General features: G+C 64.7%; 20 protein-coding genes. 5 read left to right on the top strand and 15 right to left on the bottom strand.

What is annotated here, in order from left to right; all coding sequences use genetic code 11:
- Positions 1 to 241: 241 nt before the first annotated feature.
- From AC5P7A_RS17230 to AC5P7A_RS17165, 14 genes are all read right to left on the bottom strand, one after another.
- Positions 242 to 556 carry a hypothetical protein gene (locus AC5P7A_RS17230; RefSeq protein WP_447782358.1) on the bottom strand — a complete coding sequence of 105 codons (315 nt, stop codon included), beginning with the start codon at positions 554 to 556 and terminating at the stop codon, positions 242 to 244.
- On the bottom strand, positions 553 to 1,041 hold the full coding sequence (locus AC5P7A_RS17225; protein WP_495220388.1) for a glycoside hydrolase family 24 protein: 489 nt from the start codon (positions 1,039 to 1,041) through the stop codon (positions 553 to 555). The genes AC5P7A_RS17230 and AC5P7A_RS17225 overlap by 4 nt, the downstream gene beginning before the upstream one ends.
- Positions 1,042 to 1,137: 96 nt before the next feature.
- Positions 1,138 to 1,854: a hypothetical protein gene (locus tag AC5P7A_RS17220; RefSeq protein WP_321212194.1), complete on the bottom strand. Its 717-nt coding sequence runs from the start codon at positions 1,852 to 1,854 to the stop codon at positions 1,138 to 1,140.
- 103 nt (positions 1,855 to 1,957) lie between these two features.
- Positions 1,958 to 2,254, bottom strand: coding sequence for a hypothetical protein (locus AC5P7A_RS17215; protein ID WP_495220387.1), 297 nt, complete (start codon positions 2,252 to 2,254; stop codon positions 1,958 to 1,960).
- Positions 2,254 to 2,463 carry a hypothetical protein gene (locus tag AC5P7A_RS17210; RefSeq protein ID WP_495220386.1) on the bottom strand — a complete coding sequence of 70 codons (210 nt, stop codon included), beginning with the start codon at positions 2,461 to 2,463 and terminating at the stop codon, positions 2,254 to 2,256. Before AC5P7A_RS17210 ends, AC5P7A_RS17215 begins: the two co-directional genes overlap by 1 nt.
- The gene (locus AC5P7A_RS17205) at positions 2,460 to 2,663 is read right to left on the bottom strand and encodes a hypothetical protein (RefSeq protein WP_495220385.1); all 204 of its coding nucleotides are present in this window, start codon (positions 2,661 to 2,663) and stop codon (positions 2,460 to 2,462) included. The genes AC5P7A_RS17210 and AC5P7A_RS17205 overlap by 4 nt, the downstream gene beginning before the upstream one ends.
- Complete coding sequence (locus AC5P7A_RS17200; protein ID WP_495220384.1) at positions 2,660 to 3,025, bottom strand: Ref family recombination enhancement nuclease; 366 nt, start codon at positions 3,023 to 3,025, stop codon at positions 2,660 to 2,662. The genes AC5P7A_RS17205 and AC5P7A_RS17200 overlap by 4 nt, the downstream gene beginning before the upstream one ends.
- A complete protein-coding gene (locus tag AC5P7A_RS17195) occupies positions 3,025 to 3,219 on the bottom strand; it encodes a hypothetical protein (RefSeq protein WP_495220383.1) in 195 nt (64 codons plus the stop codon). Before AC5P7A_RS17195 ends, AC5P7A_RS17200 begins: the two co-directional genes overlap by 1 nt.
- On the bottom strand, positions 3,216 to 3,878 hold the full coding sequence (locus tag AC5P7A_RS17190) for a hypothetical protein (protein WP_197620969.1): 663 nt from the start codon (positions 3,876 to 3,878) through the stop codon (positions 3,216 to 3,218). The genes AC5P7A_RS17195 and AC5P7A_RS17190 overlap by 4 nt, the downstream gene beginning before the upstream one ends.
- A complete protein-coding gene (locus tag AC5P7A_RS17185) occupies positions 3,868 to 4,761 on the bottom strand; it encodes a helix-turn-helix domain-containing protein (protein ID WP_495220382.1) in 894 nt (297 codons plus the stop codon). The genes AC5P7A_RS17190 and AC5P7A_RS17185 overlap by 11 nt, the downstream gene beginning before the upstream one ends.
- 1 nt (position 4,762) lies before the next feature.
- The gene (locus AC5P7A_RS17180) at positions 4,763 to 5,077 is read right to left on the bottom strand and encodes a winged helix-turn-helix domain-containing protein (protein WP_164166363.1); all 315 of its coding nucleotides are present in this window, start codon (positions 5,075 to 5,077) and stop codon (positions 4,763 to 4,765) included.
- A 5-nt stretch (positions 5,078 to 5,082) separates the two neighbouring features.
- Positions 5,083 to 5,274 carry a hypothetical protein gene (locus tag AC5P7A_RS17175; RefSeq protein ID WP_088476175.1) on the bottom strand — a complete coding sequence of 64 codons (192 nt, stop codon included), beginning with the start codon at positions 5,272 to 5,274 and terminating at the stop codon, positions 5,083 to 5,085.
- A 29-nt stretch (positions 5,275 to 5,303) separates the two neighbouring features.
- Positions 5,304 to 5,489 carry a hypothetical protein gene (locus AC5P7A_RS17170; protein ID WP_005418752.1) on the bottom strand — a complete coding sequence of 62 codons (186 nt, stop codon included), beginning with the start codon at positions 5,487 to 5,489 and terminating at the stop codon, positions 5,304 to 5,306.
- A 58-nt stretch (positions 5,490 to 5,547) separates the two neighbouring features.
- Entirely contained in the window at positions 5,548 to 5,988 is a 441-nt protein-coding gene (locus tag AC5P7A_RS17165) for a hypothetical protein (RefSeq protein ID WP_495220381.1), read from the bottom strand.
- Positions 5,989 to 6,016: 28 nt separating this feature from the next.
- Between AC5P7A_RS17165 and AC5P7A_RS17160 the strand changes: the two genes are divergently transcribed.
- The 4 genes from AC5P7A_RS17160 to AC5P7A_RS17145 all read left to right on the top strand — a co-directional run bounded on the left by AC5P7A_RS17160 (position 6,017) and on the right by AC5P7A_RS17145 (position 7,842).
- Positions 6,017 to 6,760 (top strand): XRE family transcriptional regulator, encoded by a 744-nt coding sequence (locus AC5P7A_RS17160; protein ID WP_495220380.1) that lies wholly within the window; start codon positions 6,017 to 6,019, stop codon positions 6,758 to 6,760.
- A 35-nt stretch (positions 6,761 to 6,795) separates the two neighbouring features.
- Complete coding sequence (locus AC5P7A_RS17155) at positions 6,796 to 7,239, top strand: hypothetical protein (RefSeq protein WP_495220379.1); 444 nt, start codon at positions 6,796 to 6,798, stop codon at positions 7,237 to 7,239.
- 175 nt (positions 7,240 to 7,414) lie between these two features.
- Positions 7,415 to 7,606: a hypothetical protein gene (locus tag AC5P7A_RS17150; RefSeq protein ID WP_329767954.1), complete on the top strand. Its 192-nt coding sequence runs from the start codon at positions 7,415 to 7,417 to the stop codon at positions 7,604 to 7,606.
- Positions 7,603 to 7,842, top strand: a complete 240-nt coding sequence (locus AC5P7A_RS17145; protein WP_495220378.1) for a hypothetical protein — start codon at positions 7,603 to 7,605, stop codon at positions 7,840 to 7,842. Before AC5P7A_RS17150 ends, AC5P7A_RS17145 begins: the two co-directional genes overlap by 4 nt.
- A gap of 31 nt (positions 7,843 to 7,873) precedes the next feature.
- Here the strand turns inward: AC5P7A_RS17145 and AC5P7A_RS17140 are convergent, their stop codons facing one another.
- Complete coding sequence (locus tag AC5P7A_RS17140; protein ID WP_197644094.1) at positions 7,874 to 8,140, bottom strand: hypothetical protein; 267 nt, start codon at positions 8,138 to 8,140, stop codon at positions 7,874 to 7,876.
- 138 nt (positions 8,141 to 8,278) lie between these two features.
- Between AC5P7A_RS17140 and AC5P7A_RS17135 the strand changes: the two genes are divergently transcribed.
- A complete protein-coding gene (locus AC5P7A_RS17135; protein WP_495220377.1) occupies positions 8,279 to 8,536 on the top strand; it encodes a hypothetical protein in 258 nt (85 codons plus the stop codon).
- Positions 8,537 to 8,574 lie beyond the last annotated feature (38 nt).

The raw sequence follows: 8,574 nt of genomic DNA, 5'->3' as shown, positions 1-8,574 counted from the left end.
CCGCGAGGTCCGAAGGGTGCTCAGCACATCGGTTCACCATGCTGCTCTGGACCTCGCAGACCAGTAATCCGCGCAGAGGAATCCAGTTCAAATCCGTAGCGGCATCTCCGACTCCGGTTATCGCCCTGCGCGACCAACGTCCTGGCGGCGGCCGTTTCGGCGGTCCGTCGCTCAGCCAGCCTTGCCTTCGATGGCTTATTCAACCAGTCTCTTAGCCAGATGCGGACATTCCACCGATCATTCATTCCGAACCTCCTGCCTTGATCGTGTCGCTCTCCGGGTCGAACGGCGGCGGCTCCAACCCGGCCGCCCGCATCAATCCTTCAAGCCGGTAGATGTGGCGGATCAGGCGCAGCTCCCTGGCTTCCATCCGCCCTACTCGTTCGCCCAGCCGGGTCACTTCCTCGCGCATCAGCTGGATCACGTTGACCTCGGCTCCTTCCCTGGCTGTCTCTACGAACTGCTTGCGCCACCACAGCGCCACACCGCCAGCCCCAACCATCAGGCCGCCGACGGCCGTGCCGATTGCCTGCCAATCCACGTCGACCCCGATCATGGCGCCACCGTCCCGCCGGCCTTGCGGTACACGGCCAACAGGTCGGCAAGCTTCTGTTCGTGCTGGCCGTAGCCAGCGCCGGGCAGGCTCGCCCAGATGTTGCTGACCGCCTTGATGGCCTCGGGGATCCTGCCCGCTTGGATCAACGGCAGCGCGCGACGCTCCCGGATCTGCTGCAGCGCGATCAGGTCCTGGCTCAGCGGCGAGAAATCCTTCAGGCCGAGCGTCTTCTTGTAGGCGTCGTAGTAGCGGCGCAGCAGCTGGTAGCGGCCGGCTGCGGTCGACTGGATCTTCAGCCGCGGCAGATCCACCACCGCGCGCGGATGGTCAGCGTAGCCACGGAACAAGCCACCACCGACCAGCACGTCATAGCCGCGGTCGTTGGTCGGCTGCCGGCCGTTGTCCGTACCTTCGGACCAGGCCAGCATGTCGAGGAAGGCCACGACGTTCACGCCGCCAGCCTGTTGGGGAGTGATCTGCGCCATAGCGTCTCCGGAAAAGAAAAAGCCCCGGCTGGGCCGGGGCTTGCGTCTGGATGGTGGTCAATTTGCCCGCCATTCTGCGGACCCTGCAAGTCCTCACTACGCAGCGCGATTCAGCGCGCGGGAGAACTGCTCGGCAGCAACATGCTCCGCACTACGCATGCGCTCAAGCATCCATTCGTACACCGGGCGCCAGAACCGTCGATACGCCGCATCGTCAGCGCCGATCGCCACCCCGCGCTTGCGGCCGCTGAGCTGCTCCAGCCCCATGCCGCCGCATGCCTCGCATTCAACGACTCCGCTCCCCGTCGGCGCGGCCTGAACCCGCGTGCCTTGGCACGTCTTGCAGCAGCCACAGCTGGCCATCTCCGCAATCACTGCGCCGGCCAGCACCCCAAGCTGCTCCATGGTGTTGTTCGGCCAGGCCGCAGCGCGCGCCTCATCCAGCGCGGTCTCGGTCCTCAGTAGTTCGCGCCGCTGCGCATCCGTCACCTGACCGCCACCCCACCCCATGCATGCCTTGGCGATGCCGAATTCAGTCCGCGCGGTGGCCAGATCGTGCATCTGCCGGATGAACTCCGGGGCCACCAGCCCGATTACCGCTTTGCGCAGGTGCTCGCGGCGGCGAGAAGCGCTCTCTGGCCACCACAGCGCCTCCATCAGCTCCCGGCCAAGCCCGTCCTGCACGTACGCCATGGCAGCGGCAATGTCCTGCGTCGTCAGCTCGGGGCGTCCGCCGCCGCCGCATGCGTCGAACCTCTGCGTGGCCGGCCCCATGCGGCTTGCCAGCAGTTCGCGTGCCTTGTTCATTTCCATGCGCCTTCCCCTTGGTGGATTGCTCGTGCAGCGCGCGATCGCGCCTCGTGGTCATTCAGTGCGGGCCTTTTGAGGGCCTCCATCTCCGTCAGATTGCAGCCGATCACGAAGGCACCTCCGGGCGAGCGGCGAGCATGGCGGCCCAAACCCTGCGAGCGTCGCTGGGGCTCGCTGCCCACGCCGTGCAGCTGCTGCAATGCCCCCCGACTTCCTCCCAAGTTGCGCGATCAACCATCGCTTCAGTCGGCTCCACCGGCACCAGCACATAGCCCTCGGGCGGCGTGAGGGCGGCCTGCCATGCGTCCCACATATCCTCCATGCGGTTGAAGCCGTTCCAGCTATAGGATCCGGAAGCTTTCACCCAGGCGTCGAACCGCGCCCGCTTCTCGATGGCGTCCATCAGTGCATCCCCTTGAGTTCAGGAACTGGCTCAAACTGCTCGTAGGTGCCCTTGAACCGGCCCAGGTGATCGCTGACCACCTCCATTCCTATTCCATCCATACAAGGGACATCGAGAATGGAAACACGTGCGATCTCGCCACAGAACGGGAACACGTCCGGGTCTTCCTTCACCACGACCAACTGGCCCACGCGGAACACGGTGTTCATGCGCGCTGCTCCCAGCTGGCCGACAGGTGCTGCACCTTTCCGCCGCGCGCCTTGAACTGCTCCACCGTCTCGGCCGGGCCATCGGCGAGCACACGTGCCTTGGCTCGCTTGGGCCGGGACACCGTGTTGTGGTCCATCCGCCGCTCGCGGGGCGCACGCTGGGGGTTGGTCCTCGGCGCCCTGGCCTTCGTCTTCTTCATGCTGCCGCCCTCAATTCGTTGATGTAGGTCTGCTGTGCGATCAGGTCGTCGTCGGATCCGAACGCCTCGTGGAATCTCTTGGACCAGTGCAGCGGCGGGCCCCAGCGGGCCACCATTTGCTTTTGCGTCATGTGTTCCATTCGGTAGCGCTGGTGATGCCACTGGCACAGCGCGTAGCCGAAGAAATGGCCGCGCCGGATGTTTCCCGACTTGGCGTGGTTGTATTCGCAGCCGTAGATCACGTGCTTCTTCGCCATCAGGCCTTGCGCGTAGCGAACGAGGCACGCCATGCACGGCCCCGTCTTCGCCAGCTCGATTCGCGCTGCCTCTGCACTGGTCGGCGGCGGTGCGTTCGACCACATCAGCGCAGCTCCGGGATCGGGCCGGCATAGCGAGTGATCGGGATCCGCCGCATTCCATCGCGCCAGATAGTCATCCCGCGCGTCGCGTAGACCACCATCGGCTTGATCCCATAGCCGTAGGCCAGATACCAGCCCGCCTCGGCGACCGGCTCGCTCACAGGGCGCACTTCGACGTTGAAGTGGTCAGGGCTCATGCTGCTTTGCCCTCCAGCAGCGCGACGATCTCGGCCAGGCGCGAACGGGTCCGTTCGTCCGCTGTCGGCGATGCCTCAACCGTTCCGGCCAGGAGCGCCAGCGGGTTGAAGGCTGGGGTGGCGGGCGGAAGTGCCTGGTACTCCGCCACCTGTTCCTTCGACAGCTGGCCAGCGGCCACCGCTTCCCGCAGTACGCTGTCCCGACCGGATACGTCGCCGCCAAGCGATAGCTGGTAGGTGGCGATCCTGTGTGCAGCGCGCGCCTCCTTCACCAGCCGGGTGTAGACCTCCAGGAATGCCGGCCGAGCCGCGATCTTGTCGCCCGCCTGCACCAGCGGCAGCGCCGCCGCCCACGCATCGCGGGTCTGCTCAGTCCACACCACGGTCGCACCTTCGTCGGCCGCGCGGATCGCGTTGGCCCATGCCTCGTTCGGTGCCGGGTGGCCGTCCTCGATGCGTTCGAGGATCGCCGCCAGCGAAAGCCGCGCCTTCAGCTCCCGGCGGCACGACGCCAGCGCGCGCTCCAGCATCGGCAGCGGGTACTGCGCTAGGTCCGAAACCATGAACACGGCGGCGCTGGGGCTGATCCGGTCGCCGATTACCTCGGCCGTTGCCACCAGCAGTTCGACAAGACGCTCCTGCTCGAAGTCACTGAGCATGGCTGCTCCCCTTAATCTTCCGCAGCAGCTCCTTCGCCTCTTCCGCCGCGTTGGCGTTCGACTGCGTCTGGTCCTGCTGCTGAGCACTGGCCTGCGTCATCTGCCGACCGGTGGCCCACTGCGTGCGGTATGCCTCGCACTTCGCCAGCAGCGCGCCCAGGTCGTGCATGTTCTGCACCACGTAGCGCTCGTTGACGGTCAGGAACCACGCGGCCACCAGCGGGGCTTCGCCGTGGCCGAGGCGCTGCACGATTTGCCGGACGTTGCTGTTCACCTTGGCGTTGCGCACCGGTGCCACACCGTGGCGGTCACGGTAGGCACTGGCGTAGGCCGCCCAGGTAGCACGGCACGCAGCCTGTAGGTCGGTCTCGGAAACCACCTCCAGCGGCGCGGCCGGCAGGCCCGCCGGAAATGACGGTTCTCCTGACGGTTCATTGAGGGTTATATGACGGTTAGGCGGCACGGGGCGCACCCCTAGACCTGCGCCCGGTGCATCCCCCCCTGCATGGGGCGCATCCCCGCCTGCAGCGGGCGCACCCCCTGCATGGGGCGCAGCCCATGCGCCCGGTGCAGTACCTGCTTTTCCAGACTTACGGCCAGCCTTCGACGGCGCAGCGGCCTTGTCGAAGTTGGCCGGAGTGACCTTGTAGACCGTGCTGCTGTTGAACCGGCGGTCACGGGTCAGCAGGCCGACGGCCTCCAGGTGATCCATTGCCGTACGCACAGCGCGCGCCGACATGCAGCAGCGCGCGGCGATGGTTCCCACCGCCGGCCAGCACACACCGTCGTCGTTGGCCTGATCAGCCAGCGAGATCAGCACAGCCTTCTGCGTGACGCTCAGCCCCTGCAGCGGCCAGCACTGCGACATGATGATGGTCGACATGTCAAAGCCCCAGCGTCAGGTTCTCGCCCGGCGCAACCGGCCACCAGGTGCATGCGGGCTTGCCGGTGGTTGCGCACGGCGCGGTTGGGCCGCGCCAAATGCGTCCCTCGCGGGCCAGCTCAGGCAGTCGGCGACCCAACATGTGGCGATCAAGGCCAGTCAGCGTCGACAGGTGCAGGCTGCTCTGGCCAGGATGGCGGATCACCGCAGCCTCGGTCTTGGCATGCTGGACACGAAGCGCGCCGCTGGCGACGAGGTCGGCAGCGGCGGCATGGCTGGTGTGCGGATCGGTGGAGCGCGCGAGCGTGCTGCTCATCGGTACTACCTCGTGGAGTCTTCGGGACGTTTCAGGCCCTGAAAAGGGACAACTTCGCCGTTACTTCGCGGAAGCCGGTAGCGGCGCCCAAGTTCGCCTCGCGCCAGCTCTGTGGCTGCCTCTTCGGGGGTGATGCCGCGAGAGGCCGCGTATTGCTCAAGCTGCTTTTGCTGATCGCGCGACAGCTGGATTTCCATGGACCCTCCCCGGGGACTCGTTGGGTCCTTCAGGCCGCATCACGGTCGGGGCTACGCTGTTCCAACGCGGCGAGGCCGGCCAGCACCAGGTCGCGCACGAAAACCGCAGGCTGGCGACCGTTGAAGTTCGCCGCCGCATCGATCAATGCCTTTTCCGTGTCGTTGAACCGGACCTTGATCGGGTTGTCACGAAGGTTCGAAGGATCTGCGTACATATCCGTATGAGAAGTTCAGGAGGGAGTGGTGGAACGAACTGCTACAGCGCGCGGCACGTCAGGCCGCATCGACCGGGACAATGCGGTCGTGGTCGAAATCGGTGGGTGCTACGGGATCGGGTGGCTTGGCCTCGCCGCCGAGCAGGCGCTGGATCTGCGGGAGAGCAGGCAAGACGCTCTCCTCCGGCCAGCCCTCGACCTGCGCTGCGGGGAGCTGCAGCAAGGTCGCCAGGTGCTTGTCGCTTGCGAGGCCGAGTCGGGCGCGCAGCGCGCGCTTGCTCATGCGGCTGTCGATCTCCTCACGCATGGAATCCGCAGAAACTGCAATCGCCCGCGGCTTCATTGCGGCAAGGCGAAAAGCAGCGTCAGCGCGCGGAGAGCGCGTCCGGCCAGCCCTGATCTCGCGGACGGCGTTGGCAGTTACGCCCATCCCGGCGGCCAACTCATTCACCGTCGCGCCAGCGCTCAACAACTCTTCGATGTGAGATTTCCAGTCCATGGATAGCAAAACTACAGGATTCTGTTACGTGAATCAACAGCATTCTGCCACAGAATTCTGTGACCATGAGGGCATGGAGACAATCGGTGATCGCGTCAAGAAAGCGCGCCAGGCGGCCAACATGAGCCGCCATGAATTAGCCGCTGCGACCGGTGTGGGCTACAGCACCCTGTCGGAGCTGGAGCGCGGCGGCATGCGGACGAGCACCAAGCTGAGGCTCATCGCAGATGCACTGGCAGTTTCCCAGTCCTGGCTCGAGACTGGTCAAGGCGACCCTGGGAACATAGGCACCGCAGGTGCGGGACCGCACCCCAAATCAATCTCACAAGTCGCGGAGACTGAGACGACACCTGGCTATGTTCGCTTCGACCTGTTTGAAGGAGAGGCGGGGATGGGACCAGGGCTAGTCAACCAAGACTTTCCGGAAGTGGTCAAGACGATCGAAATCGCGGAATGGGAAGTCCGCCGCAAGCTGGGCTACCTCCCCAGGGCTGGCCGCATTCAGATCATCACGGGCCGAGGGCCGTCCATGCGCCCGAAGCTGGAGGATGGTGACATTGTCTGGATTGACACAGGATGCGACTACTTTGACGGCGACGACTACTACCTGATCAACATCGGCGGCGAGACGCAGATCAAGATGCTGCAAAAGCGCGGCGATGGCATGTATGTCGTGAGTATCAACACGGAGTTCCCGACTTACCGACCTGACCCTGGCGACGTAACCATCCTCGGCAAGGCGCTGATCCATGCAGGGCTGCGGCGTTTTTAACCATGGGCTGCCAACTTATCGGAGAACGGATGCGGATGAAGAAGAATCTAATGGTGCTGCTGGGGACGATTGCGCTGGCAGGTTGCGCGATGCCGACCAAACAACCAGTGGCGAGTGAGATAACCGAGGTCCCACGGGAGCGAGTGGAGAGGATCAACGAACAGGTGGCCCCACTCGGTCGCATCAGTGTCACGCGTGATGTTGGGCTTCTGGGGAGCGGTTGCTACCTTGGCCTTATGGTCGATGGCCAGCTCGCAGCCAAGCTCGATCCAGGTGAACGCTATTCCGTTGACTTGTCGGCCGGCCGACACCTGCTGACAGCAACATTCGTCAAGGGTCGCGGACTCTGCGGGATTGGTAGCGAGAAGCAGGCCGCCGCTCAGAGGCGAAGCACCGAGATTTTTGTCGACGCTGGGCAGAATCGCCCCTACCGAATCCGCACCGGCGAGACCGACGTGACGATTGAGCCAGCGTTCTAAGTGTCCAGGACCCGAAGCACCGATACCCCCGCACTGCGGGGGTTTTTTTTGGGGCGCCGGCCACTACGGCCAAAGAAATCACAGAATCCTGTTGACTGCGAAATACAGAATGCTGTAATTTTCTCCTGCCGCCAGTTGAGGCCCTATTTCGGGGCCGGGCGCAGGAGACCACGCAATGGCTACCCTTTCTCTTGGCGTCAGCAAGGCGCCGCCCACCGTCGTCGCGATGCCCTCCATCGGAGTGGTCGCCATCAAGGTGGGCGCTGCCAGCCTCTACATTGAACTGGAAGAGGCCGACCACCTCTCGGTGGAGATCCAGCACGCCGCACATCAGCTGCGCGGCGAAAGCCAGGACGCCGCCGCATGAGCGCCGTCGTCCTCCACTTCCCCATCGCCAGCCTGCGCGCCAACAGCGTCGCCGACGCCGTGCGCCTCGCAGCCCGACGCCTCGGCTACCACCAGCACAACGCAGACTTCGCCGCCAACCTCGCCCGCCAAGACTTCCTCTCTGGCCGATACAGCGCAGCGCGCGCCGTCAGCGAAATGGTCGACCAGCTCAGCACCGCCATGCGCCTGATGCGCGCACAAGGCGGTGCTGCATGAGCGCCAACAAGATGACCGTTCCCCTTCCCGTTCAAAGCACGGCTGGGTTGAACTCTTCACCCTCGAACCAATTATCACCACTCCGGCGCAGGACTCGCTTGACCTGCGAGTCCACGACACGAGCATTGAGCCCTGAAATCAACAGGGCCACCAGTGCAAGGCAACTGCCCCGGTCCGAGAAAGTCTCTTGTGCGTCGATTAACGTCACGCCGTCGAATGTGCGCAGGCGCCATCGCCAGCCAACAGTGCCAGTCAGTTGGGCCCATAACCCTGAGCGGCGGTACACCTCGACGTACATCCAAGCTCCTCAGGAGACGATCAGCACGCAATCGTACTGTCAAATTCGCGTGAAGCAACAGGCTGCCGAGGCTAAGGCAGGCCAACAACTGAATTACTCAAGGACCGCTGTCCGTGCGACGGCTCAGGGGGATCGCTGATGCGCCACCTGGCCCTGCCCTTCTACTGCGCCTTCGTCGTGTTCCTGCTGCTCGCCCTCCTGGCGCGCGCCATCTACACCGACGCCGGCTCCTTCCTGCCGCCCGTGCTGTTCGGCATCGGCTACTTCGCCTGGCGCGGCATCAAGGATGCCCGGCAGTCATGGCCGGAGTTCAAGGCCGATCGGCAGCGCGACGCAGACCGGCGCCGCCGCGAGGCACAGCGCAATCGCCATCCGATCACCGACACCGACTACTGACCCCCTGCCCTGCGCTCTCCCCCTGTAGCGCAGGGAAC

Source organism: Stenotrophomonas sp. YJH_SMC_65 (genome assembly GCF_059369475.1).
Note: the sequence above shows the minus strand (reverse complement) of the source record. Positions and strands in the feature narration are given on the sequence as shown.

What these genes read in the sequence shown, in the direction of transcription:
- AC5P7A_RS17230 (WP_447782358.1), bottom strand. Translation starts at nt 556, where the DNA reads ATGATCGGGGTCGACGTGGATTGGCAGGCAATCGGCACGGCCGTCGGC.
- AC5P7A_RS17225 (WP_495220388.1), bottom strand. Translation starts at nt 1,041, where the DNA reads ATGGCGCAGATCACTCCCCAACAGGCTGGCGGCGTGAACGTCGTGGCC.
- AC5P7A_RS17220 (WP_321212194.1), bottom strand. Translation starts at nt 1,854, where the DNA reads ATGGAAATGAACAAGGCACGCGAACTGCTGGCAAGCCGCATGGGGCCG.
- AC5P7A_RS17215 (WP_495220387.1), bottom strand. Translation starts at nt 2,254, where the DNA reads ATGGACGCCATCGAGAAGCGGGCGCGGTTCGACGCCTGGGTGAAAGCT.
- AC5P7A_RS17210 (WP_495220386.1), bottom strand. Translation starts at nt 2,463, where the DNA reads ATGAACACCGTGTTCCGCGTGGGCCAGTTGGTCGTGGTGAAGGAAGAC.
- AC5P7A_RS17205 (WP_495220385.1), bottom strand. Translation starts at nt 2,663, where the DNA reads ATGAAGAAGACGAAGGCCAGGGCGCCGAGGACCAACCCCCAGCGTGCG.
- AC5P7A_RS17200 (WP_495220384.1), bottom strand. Translation starts at nt 3,025, where the DNA reads ATGTGGTCGAACGCACCGCCGCCGACCAGTGCAGAGGCAGCGCGAATC.
- AC5P7A_RS17195 (WP_495220383.1), bottom strand. Translation starts at nt 3,219, where the DNA reads ATGAGCCCTGACCACTTCAACGTCGAAGTGCGCCCTGTGAGCGAGCCG.
- AC5P7A_RS17190 (WP_197620969.1), bottom strand. Translation starts at nt 3,878, where the DNA reads ATGCTCAGTGACTTCGAGCAGGAGCGTCTTGTCGAACTGCTGGTGGCA.
- AC5P7A_RS17185 (WP_495220382.1), bottom strand. Translation starts at nt 4,761, where the DNA reads ATGTCGACCATCATCATGTCGCAGTGCTGGCCGCTGCAGGGGCTGAGC.
- AC5P7A_RS17180 (WP_164166363.1), bottom strand. Translation starts at nt 5,077, where the DNA reads ATGAGCAGCACGCTCGCGCGCTCCACCGATCCGCACACCAGCCATGCC.
- AC5P7A_RS17175 (WP_088476175.1), bottom strand. Translation starts at nt 5,274, where the DNA reads ATGGAAATCCAGCTGTCGCGCGATCAGCAAAAGCAGCTTGAGCAATAC.
- AC5P7A_RS17170 (WP_005418752.1), bottom strand. Translation starts at nt 5,489, where the DNA reads ATGTACGCAGATCCTTCGAACCTTCGTGACAACCCGATCAAGGTCCGG.
- AC5P7A_RS17165 (WP_495220381.1), bottom strand. Translation starts at nt 5,988, where the DNA reads ATGGACTGGAAATCTCACATCGAAGAGTTGTTGAGCGCTGGCGCGACG.
- AC5P7A_RS17155 (WP_495220379.1), top strand. Translation starts at nt 6,796, where the DNA reads ATGAAGAAGAATCTAATGGTGCTGCTGGGGACGATTGCGCTGGCAGGT.
- AC5P7A_RS17150 (WP_329767954.1), top strand. Translation starts at nt 7,415, where the DNA reads ATGGCTACCCTTTCTCTTGGCGTCAGCAAGGCGCCGCCCACCGTCGTC.
- AC5P7A_RS17145 (WP_495220378.1), top strand. Translation starts at nt 7,603, where the DNA reads ATGAGCGCCGTCGTCCTCCACTTCCCCATCGCCAGCCTGCGCGCCAAC.
- AC5P7A_RS17140 (WP_197644094.1), bottom strand. Translation starts at nt 8,140, where the DNA reads ATGTACGTCGAGGTGTACCGCCGCTCAGGGTTATGGGCCCAACTGACT.
- AC5P7A_RS17135 (WP_495220377.1), top strand. Translation starts at nt 8,279, where the DNA reads ATGCGCCACCTGGCCCTGCCCTTCTACTGCGCCTTCGTCGTGTTCCTG.